At 53.4% G+C, this 19,663-nt stretch carries 10 protein-coding genes; all 10 read right to left on the reverse strand.

The annotated features are described in order from the left end of the window. Positions 1 to 25: 25 nt before the first annotated feature. The 10 genes from galK to ACW9SV_RS06560 all read right to left on the reverse strand — a co-directional run bounded on the left by galK (position 26) and on the right by ACW9SV_RS06560 (position 19,647). Positions 26 to 1,219 carry a galactokinase gene (gene galK, locus ACW9SV_RS06515; protein WP_479555930.1) on the reverse strand — a complete coding sequence of 398 codons (1,194 nt, stop codon included), beginning with the start codon at positions 1,217 to 1,219 and terminating at the stop codon, positions 26 to 28. A 76-nt stretch (positions 1,220 to 1,295) separates the two neighbouring features. Continuing rightward, on the reverse strand, positions 1,296 to 3,341 hold the full coding sequence (locus tag ACW9SV_RS06520) for a DUF2264 domain-containing protein (protein WP_479555931.1): 2,046 nt from the start codon (positions 3,339 to 3,341) through the stop codon (positions 1,296 to 1,298). Between the two features lie 127 nt (positions 3,342 to 3,468). Continuing rightward, on the reverse strand, positions 3,469 to 4,620 hold the full coding sequence (locus tag ACW9SV_RS06525) for a glycoside hydrolase family 88/105 protein (protein WP_479555932.1): 1,152 nt from the start codon (positions 4,618 to 4,620) through the stop codon (positions 3,469 to 3,471). A gap of 66 nt (positions 4,621 to 4,686) precedes the next feature. After that, positions 4,687 to 6,048 (reverse strand): BNR repeat-containing protein, encoded by a 1,362-nt coding sequence (locus ACW9SV_RS06530; protein WP_479555933.1) that lies wholly within the window; start codon positions 6,046 to 6,048, stop codon positions 4,687 to 4,689. Positions 6,049 to 6,101: 53 nt separating this feature from the next. Next, positions 6,102 to 7,304: a glycoside hydrolase family 43 protein gene (locus ACW9SV_RS06535; protein ID WP_479555934.1), complete on the reverse strand. Its 1,203-nt coding sequence runs from the start codon at positions 7,302 to 7,304 to the stop codon at positions 6,102 to 6,104. Next, positions 7,301 to 10,456 carry a beta-galactosidase, LacZ type gene (gene lacZ / locus ACW9SV_RS06540; RefSeq protein ID WP_479555935.1) on the reverse strand — a complete coding sequence of 1,052 codons (3,156 nt, stop codon included), beginning with the start codon at positions 10,454 to 10,456 and terminating at the stop codon, positions 7,301 to 7,303. The genes ACW9SV_RS06535 and lacZ overlap by 4 nt, the downstream gene beginning before the upstream one ends. A gap of 115 nt (positions 10,457 to 10,571) precedes the next feature. Beyond that, positions 10,572 to 13,049 (reverse strand): glycoside hydrolase family 2 TIM barrel-domain containing protein, encoded by a 2,478-nt coding sequence (locus ACW9SV_RS06545; RefSeq protein ID WP_479555936.1) that lies wholly within the window; start codon positions 13,047 to 13,049, stop codon positions 10,572 to 10,574. 121 nt (positions 13,050 to 13,170) lie between these two features. Continuing rightward, positions 13,171 to 14,781 (reverse strand): glycoside hydrolase, encoded by a 1,611-nt coding sequence (locus ACW9SV_RS06550; RefSeq protein WP_479555937.1) that lies wholly within the window; start codon positions 14,779 to 14,781, stop codon positions 13,171 to 13,173. Positions 14,782 to 14,864: 83 nt separating this feature from the next. Further along, positions 14,865 to 16,550: a RagB/SusD family nutrient uptake outer membrane protein gene (locus ACW9SV_RS06555; protein ID WP_479555938.1), complete on the reverse strand. Its 1,686-nt coding sequence runs from the start codon at positions 16,548 to 16,550 to the stop codon at positions 14,865 to 14,867. A gap of 13 nt (positions 16,551 to 16,563) precedes the next feature. Beyond that, positions 16,564 to 19,647 carry a SusC/RagA family TonB-linked outer membrane protein gene (locus ACW9SV_RS06560; RefSeq protein WP_479555939.1) on the reverse strand — a complete coding sequence of 1,028 codons (3,084 nt, stop codon included), beginning with the start codon at positions 19,645 to 19,647 and terminating at the stop codon, positions 16,564 to 16,566. Between the last annotated feature and the right edge of the window lie 16 nt (positions 19,648 to 19,663).

Consider the following 19,663-nt stretch of genomic DNA (forward strand, 5'->3'; position numbering starts at 1 on the left):
TCTTTTCAGGAAAAAAGGCTCTAAACTAGCGGGTCCACTCAGATTCATTGTAGGAGGGCTCGGGTTTAGCGGTTTGCAGCAGGCCGGTTCCGTCCACGATGCGGGCGATGTAGACCGGCAGCTCCTGACCAAACCTTTTCAAGTAAGCACCTTCCATGGTTCTGGTAAACTCTTCCAGTTTTTCCAGCCGCACCAGGTTGATGGTGCAGCCCCCGAAGCCGCCGCCCATCATGCGGGCACCCAACGCGAGCCCTGATTCCTTTGCTTTCTCGGCCAGAAAATCCAGCTCAGGGCAGCTTACCTCGTAGTCGTGCTGCAGCCCTTGGTGCGAGGCGAACATCTTCAGCCCGAACGCCTCCAGGTCGCCGCGCTTCAGGTCAAGGCAGCCTTCCTCCACCCGCAGGTTCTCCTGCACCACGTAGGTGCAACGGCGGTATGCCACGGGATTAAACTCAGCCTGGTGCTGCGCCAGCATTTCTAAGGAAACATCACGCAGGCTGTTTACTTCTGGGTAGTGTTTCTGTAGGATTGCCACGCCAGTCTCGCACTCCTGGCGGCGGGTGTTGTACTCACTGGAGGCCAATGAGTGCTTCACCCGCGTGTCGCAGAGCACGAGGCGGTATTCGCGCATATCGAAAGGAAAGTATTGGTACTCTAAAGAGCGGCAGTCCAGCCTCACCACGTGGTTGCGCTTGCCGAACATGCTGGCGAACTGGTCCATGATGCCGCATAATACACCGGCGTACTCGTGCTCGGCCTTCTGCGCCATCTTCACCAGATCCATTTTCCCCACTTCGAACTGGAAGAGATGATTGAGCGCATAGGCTAGGCCGCACTCCACCGCCGCCGAGGAGGAAAGACCCGCCCCCATGGGGATGTTGCCCCCGAACACTAAGTCAAAGCCTGGCACCTGAAACCCGGCTTTCTGGAACTGCGCCACCACGCCGAGCAGGTAATTGGCCCACACCTTCTCAGAGGGCTCTACCTGTTCCAGGGGGAAGGAGCCTTTCTCGTTCAGGTCAAAGGAGTAGGCCCGCATTGATGCCGTCCCGTTCGGGGCGATGGCGAAGTAGATCTCTTTGTCAATGGCGGCGGGTAATACGAACCCTTCATTGTAGTCGGTGTGCTCGCCGATGAGATTCACCCGGCCTGCCGAGCGGATAACGATCGGCTTCTGGTTGTAGAGTTTCTGAAAGGTGGTGATGATGTCTTGAACCATGGTTGTACTTCTGTAAACTTGTGATATTAGGCTTTGCCTGAGGACTGTAAGCTTTTATTTTCTTTTCTGATAGGCCTTATTCAAACCGAACTGTTTTTGCCTCTCCTTTTCTAAAAAAAACCGTAAACGATTTCCCGTTGGCCATCGGGCTGATTTTCTTCACCGGCACCAACTCCTCCTCGGTCCATTTCTCGCCCGATTTCTTCCAAAGCATCAGGGTGGCATAAACATTGGACTTTTGCCCGGGCCGGAACTGACCAGAAGCGTTGATGACGGTGCTTTCCTTGCTTTCCGGATGAAGGTCGGTGGCGTTAATCGGTTCCAGATGGTCCCATCCGCTGAGGGAAACCATGGCCAGTTGGTATTCGCCGTTGTCAATGATCTGCACGGCATGGCCTTTTACTTTTCTTGCCTCCCTCCTGATGGCGGTTTTCAACTGCGGCAATGCGTAATGCCCCAGACGTAATTGGCAAGCCTCTGTGCTGGTGTTCAAGTCAATTCGTAAGATGCCGTTGGGCAGAGGAATGTCCGCCAGGCGCAGGTTGATTTTGTCGTTGGTTTCCAGCACCGCATCGCGATAATAGATGCCGTTCTCAAACTTCTTGAAGGTGAAAAGCCGAAGGGCTTCCCACTGGTTCTTTTGATTTTTGATCACGTAGTTCATGGCCACCTCACCGTTAGGGCCATCGGCTTGCCAAGGGAAAGCGCTGTTGTAGGAGAGCCGGTTATAGTTCTCGGTGGACCGGAACAACTGCCAGTCTTTCGCGACCGTTTCATGGCACCAGGCCCGCACCTCGGCGGCGCCGATGTTGGGGTAGTCCGTGATGAGGATCTTGGAACCTTCCTGAAACTTGTTGTACACCTTGCCTTTAGCTAATTCTTTCTCCCAGGCTCCTTCGTTCTCTACGGCGGTCCAGAACGGGTTGCCCTCAGGCACCAGCAAACCTAGGAAAGCCTTGCCCATCCAGAATGCGCTGGCGCGGGCACTGTAGATCTGCACGGCCGGTTCAAAGGCGCCGTAAAAACCCAGCGTGGGAATGTGATCTGCGGCCAGGAACTCTGGGTGTTGCAGGAACTGAAGCATGGTTCCGGAGGCGATTCTGCGCATCCAGCCGCAGTCTGTGCCTGGTTTCTGGGATAGGCCCATGAGCGGAAACGGCACCACCGCGGCAAAGCGGTAGGCGATGCTACGGCCCCACATGATCATCTTGCCATCGCGGCTGAACAAGTACGGGTAGTTGTCGTGGAGGTCGTTGAAGTTGGCATGGAACTTGGCGGCATACGCCGGATAGTGCTTCTTCCCGAAGAACTCAGACCACAGCGGTCCATACATCTGGAAAGCCCACATGCTGTAGTAATCATAGGCGGGGCTGTCATTGTACCAGCCTTGGCCGCGGTACTGCTCCAGTGACTTATCCAGGTACTCCAGCATCAGCTTATCGTTGACCTGATAGCCTTGCTCTTTGAAGAAACTCAGCACGAAAATGTTGAAGAAGCGCCAGTTAGACCCAATGGTAGGGCCATCGCCGTAGCTGAGCATGGTCATGGACAGGGTTTCTTTCTGAGCGGCGGTAAGCGGTTTCCAGAGGACATCTGGCGCATAGAAAAGCGACACGGCCAATCCGCCGAACTCCACCAGAATCTGGCTAGGTCCGCCATTACTGGCGCGGGGCTTCACGTAGGTTGGGCTGCTGGGCTCGGTTAGTTTCACCAGTTGCCGGCGATAATAATCGGCGACCTTGATGCCGTTGATTTCCAGGTTGGGGTTTTCTTTGAGCAAGGGCACCGCCACAAATAGGGTACGGCACAGGCCCTCCAGCATCTCGGTGGGAGTGTGCACGCCATCACGCGGGTAGCTTTTGCCCGGCTGCTTGGGAAATACCATGGGGTCCTCTACCGTCTTCACGTACTGGAAAGCACCTTCTAACAAGTAATGGGCCGCATCAAGCCAGTGCTTCCGGGTCATGCCCGTGTGCGGGCTCACCTTAAAATCAGGGTTCACCATCTGAAAGGTTTTCTGACCGACTCCTATGCTTAGGTTGTTTGTCTCTGTTTGCGCCCACAAAAAGGTACTTGAAAACAGGGAAACCAACAGGAGCAGAACACTTACACGATGCCGCATAGAATAAGAAACGTTAAAATCTTGTAGAGCACTAGATGAATCAGACGCATCAGAAAACAACTCCTGCAAAGCTGCTTTAGGGCTGATTTCAGGAAACCAGGGCAAAAGCCTTTTACCCGGGTTTAGATTAGTCAAGCAAACGGTACATCTCAGAGGCCGCCAGCAGAAACGCCCCTACCCCAAACCCAGTGGTAGAGTTGACGTCTACCACCTGCCCCGGAATGGCCCGCTCCCCGATAGGCTGTACATAGCCAAGCTTGCCGTTGGGTTGAAGGGCGGTGTTGGTCAGGTAGTGGTAGCCTTTGGCCGCCACGGGCAGGTATTCCTTTTTGTCAAGCAGCCCGTTGTTGATACCCCACAGAAAGCCGTAGGTAAAGAAGGCGGTGCCGCTGGTCTCAGGGCCTGGCGCGTGGGCCGGATCCAGGATGCTTCTGGTCCAGTAGCCTTCGGCTTGTTGTGAGCGGGCGATGGCGCTGGCCATGTCTTTGAAGCGCTGCTCGTACTCTTTGCGGTGCGGGTCTTTTTTGGGCAGATCCTGCAACACCTTGGCTAAACCAGCAAATACCCACCCATCGCCGCGCGCCCAGAAATCCTTTTTGCCGTTGGCGCTTTTGTGTTTGGGGTACACGTATTTGGCATCGCGATAATAGAGTTTTTCCTCTGCGTCATACATGATGGAATTGGCATAGCTCAGGTACTCGTGCAGTTTCTCCAGGTACTGTTTGTTTCCGGTGACCTTATACAGTTTTGTCATGACGGGCATCACCATGTAAAGGCCATCGGCCCACCACCAGTAATCGTTTTTGGGCGTGCTCATCTGGTACTCCATCACCTCACGGGCGCGGGCTATCTTTTTATCGTCCTTGGCACCGTCCAGGCAGTACAGGTCAATGTAGGTCTGGAAACAGATCTGCCAGTCGCCAAACAGCACGTAGTCGTCTTTCTCGCCATACGAATACTTCCAGGCCGACTTGTCTGTGGACTTGGCACCCATCCACTGGTTTTTCTCGGCCCAGGCCTCTGAATACTGGCGGTATGTTTCGTCTTTGGTGATTTTGTAGGCTTCCATGTTGCCCGTGTGGTAGGCGGCTACATCCCAGAAAGCCCAACCGGGCGTGGGGTTGGTGGTTTGCCAGTAAGCATTGGCTTTGTTCAACTGGTCCAGCACTTCTTTTTTGGAGGCCGGCAGCAAGGGATGCTTGGGCTTGGCAAGAGCAGTTGTCGCCCAGGTGCCGAGCAGCAGCAGGAGGAAGGTACAATAGGCTTTCTTCTGAATCATGTTTACTTCAATGCGGGGAAACCCCGGTTTATAGGTTCTTTTTAGAAAACAGGCTAATAACAGCTTTTAAAAGGTAGGTTTCCATTCCACCACCTGGATGGGCTGCGGCGGGATAGTAGCCCTACCTTCGCCGTCTACCTGCTCCACTTTCTGCACAAACAGGTTCAAGACTTGTTTCTCCTTCCAAAGCTCGGTGTCATAGGTGGGCTCCCAGGAACCCAGCGATTCCCGCGTCAGATCCAGAAGGGTCCATTTAGGGTCTGATAATTTATTTATGATCAACGCCGATGCCTTGCTGCCCCGCTCCTCGTCCCGGAAGATCATCAGCACCGAGGCATTGGCTCCAGCATTTTTCACCATGATCTGCGGACGGGCAATGGGGATGCGTTTGGTCCCTACCCCACTTAAGCTGAAAGGCGTCTTACGAAAGGCCAAGGACAGGGATTTCCAGCCTTTGCCGTCATGGTGCACCAAGTGGTACTGCGGAACGGTAGAGCCCGCTTCCCGCCAGTACGTGGCGATGAAAGGATTCCCTTGCTCATCGGCGGCCATGGACGTCTGGTTGATCAGCTCGCTGTTCTGCGGAATGGTCAGGGCTTTCTCGCCGGTGGCTTCGGTGATGGGCAGGGCATACTTTTCACCGGTAGATTTCTCCCACGTCTTGCCGCCGTCCAGTGATCGGGCGTAGCCCAGGTCATGGTTACTGGCTACATCGGGGCTCTCGCGCCACACCCAGGATATATGGATAGTGCCTTTCTTGTCTAAGTAAGCTTGCCAATAGGCATTGCGCTTGCCTTCCCCGTTGATGAGGTTGCTGTGCAGTTGCGACCATTGCTGAGTTTTGGTGTCATAGCTGTTGATGACCAGGTTGCCCTGACCCGAGCCGCCATCACGGTAAAAGAACATGAGGTTACCGTTGGGCAGCCGGTAGAATTCGGGGTAAGAAACCACCTTTTCCCGCTGGCCGGTCATAGGCATCTTGTCGGTCATCTGCAAGGAGCCGGGGCTCACGCTGCGGGCGTAGTTCAAGGGGTTATTGTGGTGATCCCAGGAAAGATGCAGGAAACCGTTGCCGTCTACCATAATACTGATGGTGTTGTGGGCATCGGCGGCGTTGCCCGTAAAATTGGTTTTCTGGATTTCCCAGGCAGTTGCCCCGCTTTTGCGCTTGGCTAGCATCACCGCACGGTCGGCGGCATACCAGGCGGTGTATTGAATCCCTTTATAAGTTACCAGCGAATTCTTCCGGAAGGCCACCACGTTCACTGAGTTATTCGCCCAGCCGTCGGCAACGTGGGTAATGGTGGGTTCAGAAGCCGAAGAAGCACCTCCGGTTCTGGAAGTGCTACAGGAAAGGGCACTCAGCGTAACAGCGAAGGCGAGGAGGCCATACGCTATTTTGCTGCATGTACGTGGAGGATAAATCATGTTTCGCTGATAACTAAAATCAAGGGTTGCACTTGCCTGCGCATGCCGGCAAGTCACCTCAAGGCGGCCTTGTCTTTTCTGGTGGATGCTTTCGTTTCTTTGCCTTTTTTGTCAAACACGCTCAAATCCCAGGAGTCCTGCCACTTCAACACCGGCTTGTCGTCTTCAAACAGAAGCGGCAACCAGACGTAGCGGCCATCAATCGGGTTCTTGGGGCGCCAACGATCGGCCATGAAGACGAAAGCGTCTTTCTTGCCTTGCACCGGCAGAATGTAAGTCCCCTGCGATTCAAAGGTGAGGTTGGCTCCCTCGCCCACGCACGGATTTCCCAAGGCTTTCCAGGGACCCATGATGGACTCTGCCACAAAGGACCGGGCCGCATTAGGGTCCCAGCCGGTGCAGCCGGAGGTAATCATATAGTACTTGCCGTTGCGCTTGCAGATGGCCGGGGCCTCGTTATGCCCGGCGGGCGCCAGCACACTCCACTTCCCGGTAAATGACAGGTAATCATCTGACAGCTCAGAAATGTGCAGGGTCAGGTTCTCCTCTGAGGAATGGATGTGGTAGGCTTTGCCGTCATCGTCCACAAACACGGCCATGTCGCGGGCCATCTGCCCTTGCTGTAAATCGCGGCGGATGAAAAGGCCGTCCTGCACTTCCTTTGTCCATTCCGGGGTCCACCACTTCAAGTTGCTCTCGTCTACCTTTTTGTCTTTCAGGCTGACCGGCACATTCAGGGGCCACACCCCGGCGTTAGGCCGGTAGGATTTCAGGTAAGTGAAAGGCCCGATGGGGCTGTCACTGGTGGCCACGCCGGTTCTGGCAGCCTCATAGCCCTTGCCTTTCAGTTCCAGATGAAACCAAAGCACAAACTTTTTGGTCTTGGCGTTGTACACCACTTTGGGCCGTTCAATGACGCAGCCTTTGATGATATCAGAGGTGGTGTCCTGCTCCTCTACTTTGAGCACAATGCCTTCGTTTTTCCAGGAGGTGAGGTCTTTGGAAGAATAGCAACCCACCCCAAACAAAGTGCTGTTACCCCCGCGCCCTTCGGTTTTATGTTCTCCAAACCAGTAATAGGTGCCCTTGTGGAAAAGGATTCCGCCCCCGTGGGCATTGATGTGCTTGCCATTGGTGTCGGGCCAGAGTTCGCCGGGGTTGATGGAGGCTAGGGCTTCCTGCTTTTTCTGCGCTGGCAGGGAGGTACTCCCCGCCAGCAACAGTAAAAGGAAAAGGCACCCTATCAACCTTCTCATTTCTTAGACAGTTTAGACGTTTCTTTGGTAATAGGCCGGATAACGTAGCTGTACGAGTACTTTTTCTCGGTCAGGCGGTACGGCTCATGCGGCAAACGGCCCCAGCTGTCATCACCACCCAAGCCACGCTGCTTCAAGTCAATGTGCAGGCTCACAAAGTCCTGTTCCTTCAAGTCTACCGGGTGCCGGTTGATCTTCTTAGGCCCTTCATCAATGTCCTCGGCCGTATAGTTCAAAGCGGTGAAGTTGATGGGCTGCAATCCTTCCACCACAATCCCGTTGCCGGCGTTGTTGGTGAGTTCCACCCAGCGCACATCGGTTTTGTTTCCGCTTTCCTGCGGCCGGATATAATACTGGTAGTACTGGTTGGCTACTTTGTCATTGTACAGTCCCACCAGCGAGGAGAACTTACGGTCACTGTAGTTCTCCCAAGGACCACGCCCGTAGTACTGCAGGTTCTCGTATTTGTCATCCAGTTGCATGCGCATCCCGAAGCGGGGTAACTCAGGCATTTCAATTCCGGTCATGTCTATGGAGGCGGTCACCTGCACGGCCCCGTCGTTCTGGATGAGGTAATCTACCGTGTACGGAATCTGTTTGCCGGTAAGCGCATAGGTTACTTTTATGGGTTGACCTTGGGCCATTTTCTTGCCTACCTCCACTTTCACCAATTTCAGTTCCTGGTGGGCGTTGCGCCAAGGAGCCAGTTTCTCCGGCATGTTGTTCCCGAAGTCATTGTCAGTGGCAGCGCGCCAGAAGTACGGTTCTGGGAACTGCTCCAGCGTTTTCTGGCCGTTTTTGCCAAATGAGGTCAATTTCCCGGTCTTCAGGTCAAACTCACCCGACACATTGCCCGAGTTGAAGTTCAGTTTGTCTTTCTTGGTTTTGATCTTGAGTTTCCCCTCAGGCGTTACCTTGGTGAAGTAGGCGTTCTCATTGACCGCGAACTGGTCACGCGCCACCTCATGGCCGGCCGGCACAAACGCGCTGGCGTTTTTGGTGTACGCAAACACGTTCACGAAATACTCATCGCCGGGTTGGGCGGTGTACGCAGGCAACGGCAGGGTCACCTCTTTCTGTTGCAGCGGAGCGGCCGTGACAGCGAAATCGCCTTCTTTCTGCACTACTCCGTTTTTGATCAACTGCCACTTAAAGGCGATCTGGTTCAGGTCGGTGAAGCCGTATTGGTTTGTGACATTGATAATTCCTTTGGCCGCGTCTTTGGCCTTGAACTGCACGCCGGAGTACACTTTCTTCACCTCGTTTAAACCTGGCTTTGGCGTTCTGTTCGCCGAAACCAAGCCGTTGGCGCAGAAGTTTTCATCGTTGTACAGGTGGTCGCTGCCCAGGTCGCCGCCGTAGGCCCAGAAGGTTTCTCCTTTGTCGTTTTTGGTCTTGATGCCTTGGTCCACCCAGTCCCAGATGAAACCGCCCTGCATGTGCTTGCTGCTGTTGATGATGTCCCAGTATTCCTGAAAGTTCCCGTTGCTGTTGCCCATGGCGTGCGAGTACTCACACATGATATACGGATGCTCTTTTTTGGCCGCCGCGTACGACTTCATGTCTTTGATGCCCGGGTACATAGGTCCCACAATGTCGGTGTTCCAGTCTTCGCCGGCTTGTTCAAACATCACCAAACGGGAGTTGTCGCGGCTCTTGATCCACTTGTAGGCGTCATGGAAAACCTGGCCATTTCCGCACTCGTTACCCATGCTCCAGATGATCACGGAGGCGTGGTTTTTGTCGCGTTCCAGTAAGCGTTCGATGCGGTCCATATGCGCGGGGGCCCACTCCGGCAGGTAGGCCGGGTGCTTGCTTTTGTCAAAATTGCCTTGCCACTCGGCACCCATGCCGTGGGTTTCTATATTGGCTTCGTCTACCAGGTACAGGCCATACTCATCGCAGAGTTTGTACCAAAGGGAGGTATTGGGGTAATGGCTGGTGCGCACGGCGTTGATGTTGTACAGCTTCATCAGCTCAATGTCTTTGATCATGGACTCCCGGGTCACCGCACGCCCGTGCACATCATCATGCTCGTGGCGGTTCACGCCTTTGATCAGAATCGGCACGCCGTTCACCAGCATCTGGGAGTTTTTCAGCTCCACTTTCCGGAAACCTACTTTGCTGCCGGTCACGCCAATGGTTTTGCCGTTGGCGTCTTTGAGGGTGATCACGGCATCATACAGGTTAGGATGCTCGGCGTTCCAGGTAAGCACGTTGTTGATAGTGCCATTGAATTTAAGTTGCAGCTTGCCAGTACCTTTGGTGCTGATGCTCTTCTCTTGGGAGAACGTTTTGGCGTTGTTTTTGTCAAACAGCTCCAAAAGCACGGTGGCTTTTTCAATGGTTTTGCCGGAGAACTTGCGCAGGTCTACCTCGGCGGAGAACAACCCGTTTTTGTAGGTGTTGTCCAGATCAGGTTTCAGGAAAAAATCCCATACGGTCACTTTTGGCAGGGCTTGCAAGTACACATCCCGCTCCAGGCCGCTCAAGCGCCAGAAATCCTGGTCTTCCAGGTAGCTGCCATCATGCCAACGGAACACCTGCACCGCCAACTGGTTTTCGCCCGGCTTCAGAAAACGAGTCACGTTAAACTCGGCCGGCGATTTGGAGGCTTTGGTCATGCCTACTTCCTGCCCGTTCACAAACACCCGTCCGTAGCCAGAGATAGACCCGAAATTCAGCATCACTTCCTGGCCGTTCCAGGCCGCGGGCACGGTGAAACTGCGGCGGTACGTGCCTACCGGGTTGTACACTTGGTCAATGTAAGGCGGTTTGGGCGGGAAAGGATACTTTACATTGGTATAGATAGGAATATCATGGCCCTGCAGCTCCCAGTTAGAAGGCACGGTGATATTGGTCCATTTGCTGTCATCGAACCCGGGCTTGTAGAAGTCCTGCGGGCGCTCACCCACCGATTTCACGAGGGAAAACTTCCAGGTTCCGTTGAGCGACTGGTGATAGGGGGACGTACTGTAATCGTTTTTACGGGCTTCCGCGGCAGTGGCGTAGAGCATGAAGTCCACGCGGGGCTTCTCTTTGTTGCGCTCGTACACCTTGGGGTTTTCCCATTCATTGACCCCTTGGCGTGCCATCACCAACTGTGACAGGAAGAAGCAACATAGGGTGAGTAACTTTCGCGTGCGTATCATGTAAACTTTAAAATATTTTGTAAAAAGATGCTTCAATCTAAGGATTTCTCCTTGGTATAGAGCCCCAACCGGTGCCGAATGGACAGATTTCCCGGGCTTTATTTCAGAGGTATTTTTATCTAACCGATGCTGAACTGGCTCCGGCTGACATTCCGTTTTGGGCCTGTTTTACCGAAAGCTCCAAAGTTTGGGGAGCCAAGCCAGGCGACTGGATGGTCACTTTGACTTTGCCGGGTTTCTGCGTGGCTTGAACATAAGCTAACAGCTTGCCGTGCAAGACTTTCCGTTTCTCAGATTTGTAGTTCTCGTGGGCGGTATGGCTTCCGTTCTCCATGCCTATGAGTTGGGCGGGTCCTTCTACCGTGACCGTCATCTCATTATCAGCACCGTACACCAGGTTGCCGTTTTTGTCTACCACGTTGATCTCTACATGCGCCACTCCTTTTCCGGCCAGGGTTTTCTTATCCACTTTGGCCTGGATGGCGACCGGGGCCGAGGCAGTGACCAGCCTATGGCGGCTTACCTCTTTTCCGTTTTTATAGGCTTTGGCCATCAACTCGCCGGGGGCATAGACTATGTCCCAATAGAGCGCACGTGAGTTCGATTGAGCCAGGGACTTTCTGCCCAGTGATTTGCCGTTCAAAAAGAGTTCTGCTTCTTCGGCGTTAGTGAAGCCGCTCACCCGCACGCTGTCGTTGGCATTCCAATTCCAGTTGGGGTCTGCCCTTCTGTGGCTCCAGATGCTTTTGTCCTCGGTTTTGGGCACAGCCGAGGTGCCGATGTACACCATGGGTTTGTCTGACCACAGGCTTTGCCGGAAGAAATACTCGGGCTTTTTGAACCCGGCCAAATCCAGCAGACCGGCGCCGTTGCTGCGGCTGGGCCATTTGCCGGCTTCGCCCATGTAGTCGATGCCGGTCCAGAGATACTGCGCCGAGATGTATTCATTGGTGTCCACAGCGGCCCAGGCATTCAGGCGCATGCCGTTCTCGCTGCCGTAGATGATGCGCTCCGGGTATTTGGCGTGGTCCTCGGGGTAACGGTGCTCCTGGTAGTTGTAGCCTACTATATCCAGCACTTTTGGGTAATCGGTGTAATTAGACATCACCACGCCGGCCAAGGCAGCCGTGATAGGCCGGGAAGTATCATATTTCTTTGCTACCTCTACCAAGTGCCGGGACAACTCACTCAAACGGCTGGCAGGCGGGTTGTTGGGTTGGTAGCCCTTGCCGTAAATCTGCGGGTTATTGCCCGTGTTGAGCACCTCATGGGAATATGGGTCATTGGGGTAATCAATTTCGTTGCCGATGCTCCACATGATGATGGAAGGGCGGTTCCGGTTGCGCAGGATCATATCGGCTAAGTCTCTATCGGCCCATTCCTTGAAGTGCTCGTGATACCCGTCTTTGCCCGGAGTGCCCACATTCCAGCCAGCAATCCACTTGTTTTTACCGGTTTCCCATTCGTCAAATGCCTCGTCCTGCACCAAGAAGCCCAGTTTATCGCAGAGTTCATAGATGTAATCGGCGTGCGGGTTGTGGCTCAGGCGCAGGGAATTAACGCCACCTTCTTTCAGGGTAATCAGCCTTCTTTCCCACACTTCCTCAGGCACGGCGGTTCCCAGGGCCCCGGCATCGTCATGGATACAGACGCCTTTCAGTTTCATGCTTTTTCCGTTCAGAGAGAACCCCTTGTTCGCATCAAAAACGAAGCTCCTGAAACCCACGGATTCTGTTACTTCATCGGTTTTCTTTCCGTTCACCAGCAAGGAGACCTTTAACTGATACAACGCAGGCTGCTCCACCGACCATAGCTTGGGGTTCTTCACCTCAAAGGACAAAGCAGCTTCTCCTTCCTTTCCTTGGGTAACATTCACTTGCTTCTGGGCCTGATTCACCAGCTTTCCTTGGCCATCCAACAACTCTGCTTTCACCTGCACCTCCGCTGCTTTCTGGGAAGCATTGGTCACCGAAACTTTCACGTTGGACAGAGCCCTAGAGGCGGAAACCTCCGGTGTGGTAAAGGCGACTCCCCATAAACTAACGTGCACAGGCTCCACCGCCACCAAGTACACGTTCCGGTTAATCCCAGAGCCGGTATACCACCTAGAATCAGCAAACTGGCTATGGTCTACTTTCACCGCCACCACGTTATTGCCGGTCTTGTTCAGGTGTTTGGTGATTTCATATTGGAAAGGTGTGAACCCATTGGGCCGTTTACCTAAGGAATGTCCATTAATCCAGACTTCGCTGTTTTTGTAGACTCCGTCAAAGTAGAGGAACAGCTGTTTATTCTGTTGGGCTGGGGCTACTTTGAAGGTCTTGCGGTACCAGCCGATGCCGCCCGGCAGATAGCCGGTGGCACTCGCCCACTCCTGGCTGAAAGGGCCTTCAATGCTCCAGTCATGCGGCAGGTCCAGGCTCCGCCAGCTTTGATCAGCGAAGCTGACTTCCTGCCCCTTGGCTACCTCGCCTTTGTGGAATTTCCAATTATCGTTGAAAAGCGACTTGGTGCGGGTTTGCTGCGCCCATCCGCTTTGCGTAGAGCCGATCCACAGGGTGGCTAAGACGATGAGTAAAAGTCTATTTTTCATTTATTTAGGGGGATAGAATGAAGTACCTGTCTTTTGTTCTCTCTTTGGTATAAAAGCCTTCTCTAGGCGAGCTGATTTGGGGTCCTTTTCCTGAAAAGAGCCCCAAAACGCTGGTCAGCTTCTAAGGCCGCACATCTGCCACGAAAGTGATGATGGACCGGGGGGCTATGGTAATGGCATCCGTTTTTTCCAGGGTCCTGCCAGGCTTCAGGCTTTCTTTCTCAGAAGTGACATAAGTTTTGAGATTGCCGATGGTGGTTCCCTTCAGGTCCATGTTCATCTGCACCGGCGAAATGCTGGAGTTGACCGCCACAATGATCAGCTTCTTTAGGTCTGCATCTAGGTAAGCCGATGCCAGAAATGCGTCTTGTTTCTGGTCACCCGCTATCTGCAAATCCACGCGTTCGGCCCCGGGTCTGATAAAGCGGCTGTAGTTGCCCAACGCCCACAGCATCTTGCTTTCATAGTAATTGCCGTCGGTTTTGTTTTGGTCTATGTACACCAAGCCGTCTTTGTAGTTATAGGGCGAGATGGCCAGCCACCATTGCCAGGCCGTGGCATTGGCTATCACCAGGTCATTATGAATCACGCGGGCCAGGTAAATGGCTGGGTCAATGCCCAAAGCGCGCTTGTTCCCGTCTATCTCACCGGCGTTATCGCCTAAGATGCAGTATTCAGATTGCCAGAACTCCAAGCCCGGCACCGAGGCCACTTTGCTGGCCAGTTGCTTTCGGCCGGCAACGGCTTGGTCATGAGGGGAAGTGGTGAAGTAGCTGTGTCCGGAGATCACCTTGCTCACATGCGGCAGGTCGGCTACGTAATGCGGAGAGCTTGTAGAGAAAAAAGCATCAATCTGATTTCCTCGGTTTGGTTTGTCGGCTTGCTGGTAGAGGTAATCTATTTTCCCGGCCTCGGCGATGTCTATTTTGGTAGAAAGGTTTTTTCTGGCCAGGGAGGTGTCCAGGGCCCGCACAATGCCCGCCACATCGGCGTTCATGAAGGGGGTTCCCTCCTGTCCGCCATCGCTCCAGTCCCACTGGGGTTCGTTGACTGGGCTGATGTAATTGAAGGTGATGCCGTGTACTCTTTCCACTCCCTGAATCACATCGGCTAAGTAATCAGAAAAAGCTTCATACTTGGCTGGGTCCAGGTTAGGGGTACCGTTAGAAGCGAAAGCTTTTCCGTTGCGGGTTAAATGCACGGCAGGACTGTTGGGGAAGGCCAGGAACTTATGGATGCCTCGGGCTTGAGCGGCTTTCAGGAACCATACCTGCCCGGCTTGGCGCTGCCAGTTGTAGCTGCCATCTGCATCTAAGAACGACTCAGCACGTCGCCACTCATCCTTGATTCCGCTTTGCTCTCCCTGTTGGGTACTGCCGGCTCCTATGTTAAATCGCCACAAGGATAAACCTATTCCTTTAGGTTGCCCATTGGCGTCTACCTCAGAACTGAACAGCAAATCCGCGATGGCATTCTTCTTGTTTTCGGGCCAATTTCCCACAAACTGGCAAGACCAGGCGTCTGACGCCGCGAAGTTGTCTATCCTCTGAAATTTGCGGGAGACATCTACGGTGGCGGTGACTTTCAGGGCTGCAGTGGTGGAAGGGTCACCTCCTCTGTCATCGTTGGAGTTATCCTCAGAACACCCGGTAAGGGGAAGAAGAAGTAAAAGTACTTGGGGGAGGGATAATACTAAACGTTTCTTAACCCAGGGCATCACTCGTTGCATCATACAGTTCCTTTTGGTTTGACCTTGCGCGTAAAAGCTCCCATGGCGCTATTCAAAGGCACCATGGGAGATCCATTACATAAAGGTTAGTAACCTGGGTTTTGCTCTAATTTACCTCCGGTCGCCTGTATCTCAGCTCTTGGGATAGGCAGCCAGTAGTGCTTTGTTTCAAAGCGACGACCTTCCAGAGCTACCTTGCGGGTATAGACAAAGTTGCTTCCTTGCTTGGTGATCTCCATTCCGTAGGCCGGTACGTTTTCAGTTTGTTCGGCTACCAGCCAGCGGCGCACATCATAGAAGCGGTGCTCCTCAAAGGCCAATTCCACCTGCCGTTCGTTCCGGATGCGTTGCCGCATTTCAGCTTGGGAAAGCCCCTGCGGAAGCGCCGGCATGTTGACACTCTGGCGCTGACGGATCATGTTGATGGCTGCGTAGACCGTTGCATCAGGCCCAACCGCTTCGTTTTGGGCCTCAGCATAGTTCAGCAGGATCTCCGCGTAGCGGAAATAAATCCAAGGCTGTCTTCCGGCCACGTTCCAGGGGTTCTGGATAGGGTTGGTATCATCCATGAACTTCCGCAGGTAATAACCGGTCTGGGACGTGTTCCAGTTAGAGGGACCATCCTTGCTGTCTTTCCCGCCAGGCGTAAAGGTCTCTAACATTCTTCCTCTATACTCAGCCCCGTTGTACAGGATGGTGGCATAGAACCGGGGATCTCTGTTTACATAGGGGTTCTGCGGATTATACCCTGAGGTTGGGTCTGAGATGGCTTTCCCCTCGGTAGTTTCATAGGCATCTACCAGGTTCTGCAGAGGCGCATTTCCGCCCCAGCCATCGTACCCGTTTGGTCCGTTGGCAATCTCCAAGGCTGTATGGCGGGAGTTTATATTGTAGTACCGGGCAAAGATGATTTCATCGCTGGTGCCGGCCTCGTTGATGAACATATTGGCGTACTGCGGGTCAATGCTGTACAGATCCAGGTCCATCACTTCTTTGGCGGCCTGTGCTGCCTGCTGCCAGGTAACCGTAGTGCCATTCTGTTTGTACAGCGGGCTGGCGGCATAAAGCATGAGTCTGGACTTAAGCGCTAAAGCAGCACCTTTGGTGGCCCGTCCTTTCTGCCAGCTGTTGCTGTAATCTGCAGGCAAAGCGGCGGCGGCAGCCTCCAACTCTGACGTGGCGTACGCGATTGCTTCCTGAAGCGTAGATCGCTGGAAAAGAGCCGGATCAGTAAAATCTTCTCCTAACTGTGCTACCTTATCTCCCACCAATACTACCTTTCCGTAGTTGCGGATCAGGTCATGGTACCGGAAGGCCCGGATAAACTTCAGCTCCGCCACCAGCAGGTTCTTGTGCGACTGGCTCATGGGGACCTTCTCAATATTAGCCAGGGCATAGTTTACCTCCCGTATGCTGCGGTAACTTCTACCCCACAAAGAAACGGTGATACCGGTATTCTCAGGGGCAAGTTGTCCGCGTTGCACCAGCCAGGTGTTGTCATCGCTGCGGTAGATAGACTCGTCAGTGAGTGAGGACCAGAGGGCATATTCCCAGCCCCTTCCAAAGCCCGGAGGCGCTCCGTCTGCTTCTTTGTCCTGTAGTCTGGCTCCTAAGTAACGGTTGATTACGAAGGACTCGAAGAGCACCGAATCCCCGATGATGGCCTCGTCTGATACCCGGTCAGTAGGCGTCACTTCCAGGAAATCTTCTTTACAAGAGGTAAAGCTCATTGCCAAGCCTAAGGCAACAGCCGTAAATATTTTCAGTTTCATACTATTGCTGGAATTAGAATTTGACATTTACCCCAAGGTTGATGATCCGCTGCTGCGGGTAGAATTGTGCGTTCCCTGAGCTGGTTTCGGGGTCAAAATCCTTCACCTTGGTGAAAGTGGCTAAGTTGAAGGCGTTGGCATACACCCGTACCCCCTCAATCTTGATTTTGGACAGTAAGGTAGAAGGCAGGTTGTACCCTAACTCCACGTTCTTGATCCGAACGAAAGCGGTGTTGTACAGCCAGAAGTCACTTGGGAAAAGTCCGCCACTCACGGCAGAGCCGGTACGGGTGTCTACCCGTGGGTAAGATCCGTTTTGATTGGTTGGGCTCCATCTGTTATCTGCCCAGGTGCTGAAGAAGTTTCCGCTTAACCCCACATCAGGCAACACATACTGTCTTACTTTAGCCTGCCCTTGGAAGAGGACGGAGAAGTCAAACGCTTTGTATTGGGCACCCAGGTTCAAGCCGTAGGTGATTTGCGGGATATTTCCCAGATCGGTTCTTACCTGGTCATCTGCTGAGATCTTGCCATCCTGGTTGTAGTCTTCATAGATCAAATCACCCAGTTTTGCGCCCGATGGATGCGGATAACGGTCCAGATCTTCCTGTGTCCGGTAGATGCCGATGGAGCGGTACAGCAGATAGGTATTCAAAGGACCACCGGTTTGTCTTTGGTGCTCCAAAATGCTAGGGGCTTCGTCTACGAATACGATCTTGTTTTTGGCGTAAGTGATGTTTCCGGAGATGTTGTACTTGAACTCACCGGCGTCTTTATTAAAGCCCAGCGTTGCCTCAATCCCGTTGTTATCTACCCGGCCGATGTTCTCAGAAGGCACCAGCGGATCTGAACCCCAAGGGTTAACGATACCCGTTACGTTAGGCACCGAAGCGTTCCGGTTGGCCAGAATGTCTTTCCGTTTCTGCCGGAAGTAGATGAACTCAAAATCGAAATTGTTCAGGAAAATACCGCTTATCCCGATGTCTGTTTTCTGGGCAACCTCCCAGGTGATGTTCGGGTTGGCCAGTTTTACCAGGTTTAAGCCAGGGTACACTTCATTGCCAATCACATAGCGGTTATCAAAGCTATAGTTGTTCATGAACTGGTTGGAGCCCACGTTGTCGTTCCCCAGCTCACCGTAAGAAGCCCGCAGCTTCAATTCATTCATGAATGGCAGGCTGTTCTTGAACCAACCTTCTTCAGAGATTCTCCAACCCACCGACACACCTGGGAAATAGCCCCAGCGGCTGTCTTTCGGGAAGTTAGCCGAGCCATCGGCCCGCATCTGCAACTCTGCCAGGTATTTCTCTTTGTAGTTATAAGCAATCCGGCCCAAGTAACTTCTTCTGGCAAACACCCAGCTCCAGCCCGCGTTGCTTCTGTCGTTAGGTCCGGTTCCACCTTGTGACAATTCTGGCGTCAGGATGGTGGGGAAGTTTCTTCTTCCGGCCTCTAAATGCTCCAGGCTGTTTTCGCTTTGCTCATAGCCCACGAAGGCGTTGATGCCATGATCGCCAAAATTGCGCTCAAAATTCAACTTGATGTTAGCCGTTAGCAGGTTGGTGTTCTCCTGGATTTGTGACAGGGAAGCTTTGGGCTCTCCCACGGTGATAGGCTTGTAGGTGTCATTGCCTTCATAGGAGTACACCAGGTAAGGCTTCACGAAAGATTTGGTAAAGCTCTGGCCTCTGTCCACAGAGTAGAAACCATCCACGGATAGTCCCTCCAAAAACCCGAAGTCATAGCGGCCTCTCAGGATTCCGTTGAAGATAAGGCGTTGGTTTTTGTTTAAACCGGCGGCATCGGTGACAATCATCACTGGGTTGATTCCGCCTTCTACCCCTTGCGAAGGCAGACCATTAGGATAGCGGGCCGGGATGAATGGATACGCGCGGTAGGTCTGCCAGAAGATTCCGCCGGCACCGTGCTGCGGGAACTGTCTGTCTTCCTGCCGGCCAGCCAGGGTCAAGCCTACACTGAACCGATCGGTGATGTTCGCATCCAGGTTGGTTCTGAAGTTGTACTGGTTGTATTTGGTGGCGCCTTGCTTATAAAGCGCATCCTGGTACAGGGTACCCAAAGAAGCGAAGTACTTCACGTTCTCAGTTCCTCCGTTTACGGAAAGGTTCTGTCTGTTTTGCAGCGCATAAGGATCTAGTACTTCATCTAGCCAGTTGGTGTTTGGGTAGTTCAACGGGTCTGAACCGTTCCGGAAAAGCTCAATCTCTTCAGGGGTGTAGCGTTGGTTTAACCCACCGGCTGTGTTGTTGTAGTAGTCAATCTCGTTCAGGATGGTGGCGTAGGTTGCCGCATCCGCGAACTTGGGCAGTCTGGTTGGGGAAGAGAATCCCTGGTTAAAGCTATAGGAAACAGTTGGCTTACCGGTGGTTCCTCTTTTGGTAGTCACCAGGATCACGCCGTTTGCGGCCCGGTTTCCGTAAACTGCCGCCGAAGCGTCTTTCAAAACCGTGATGCTTTCAATGTCATTAGGATCTAAGCGGTCTAAGCCGCCAATCTGGCCGGGAACTCCGTCCACTACTACCAGTACATCGTTGTTACCAGTGGTAGCCAGGCCCCTTACCCTTACTTCGGCTCCGTCGTAGCCAGGCTCACCGCCCCGGTTGTTGATCACCACCCCAGAGACACGGCCAGCCAGTGCGTTAGAGACGTTTGGCTGAGGGCTCTTGTTGATGGCGGCTCCTCCTACTTCAGAAATGGAACCGGTCACGGTGGCTTTCTTCTGCGTGCCATACCCTACCACTACTACCTCGTCCAAGGCTTTCGCATCGGTACTCAGGGAGACATCAATGGTGGTGCGGTTGTTGATGGCTACCTCTTGCGTCTGGTAGCTGATGAAGGAGAAAACAAGCGTTCCCTCGCCCGAAGGAGTTTGGATGGTGTACGTTCCGTCCGCACTGGTGGGGGCAGCAGTAGAAGTTCCCTTCAGCAATACGGTCACCCCCGGCATGCCTGTACCAGTCTCATCGGTTACTTTACCTTTCACTGTATGACCTTGCGCCAAGGCCACCGCAACCTGAAAGAGCAGTAGAGGTAGCACCAAGAGGTACCTCTTTGTTTTGAGTAATGTGTGTTGCATTTGGAAGAATGGGTTA

The sequence above is a fragment of the Rufibacter sp. JT20002 genome (assembly GCF_056491185.1).

Excerpts from the sequence above, each read along its gene's own strand:
- ACW9SV_RS06550 (WP_479555937.1), bottom strand. The coding sequence starts at position 14,781 with ATGATGCAACGAGTGATGCCCTGGGTTAAGAAACGTTTAGTATTATCC.
- ACW9SV_RS06555 (WP_479555938.1), bottom strand. The coding sequence starts at position 16,550 with ATGAAACTGAAAATATTTACGGCTGTTGCCTTAGGCTTGGCAATGAGC.
- lacZ (WP_479555935.1), bottom strand. The coding sequence starts at position 10,456 with ATGATACGCACGCGAAAGTTACTCACCCTATGTTGCTTCTTCCTGTCA.
- ACW9SV_RS06545 (WP_479555936.1), bottom strand. The coding sequence starts at position 13,049 with ATGAAAAATAGACTTTTACTCATCGTCTTAGCCACCCTGTGGATCGGC.
- ACW9SV_RS06520 (WP_479555931.1), bottom strand. The coding sequence starts at position 3,341 with ATGCGGCATCGTGTAAGTGTTCTGCTCCTGTTGGTTTCCCTGTTTTCA.
- ACW9SV_RS06530 (WP_479555933.1), bottom strand. The coding sequence starts at position 6,048 with ATGATTTATCCTCCACGTACATGCAGCAAAATAGCGTATGGCCTCCTC.
- ACW9SV_RS06525 (WP_479555932.1), bottom strand. The coding sequence starts at position 4,620 with ATGATTCAGAAGAAAGCCTATTGTACCTTCCTCCTGCTGCTGCTCGGC.
- ACW9SV_RS06535 (WP_479555934.1), bottom strand. The coding sequence starts at position 7,304 with ATGAGAAGGTTGATAGGGTGCCTTTTCCTTTTACTGTTGCTGGCGGGG.
- ACW9SV_RS06560 (WP_479555939.1), bottom strand. The coding sequence starts at position 19,647 with ATGCAACACACATTACTCAAAACAAAGAGGTACCTCTTGGTGCTACCT.
- galK (WP_479555930.1), bottom strand. The coding sequence starts at position 1,219 with ATGGTTCAAGACATCATCACCACCTTTCAGAAACTCTACAACCAGAAG.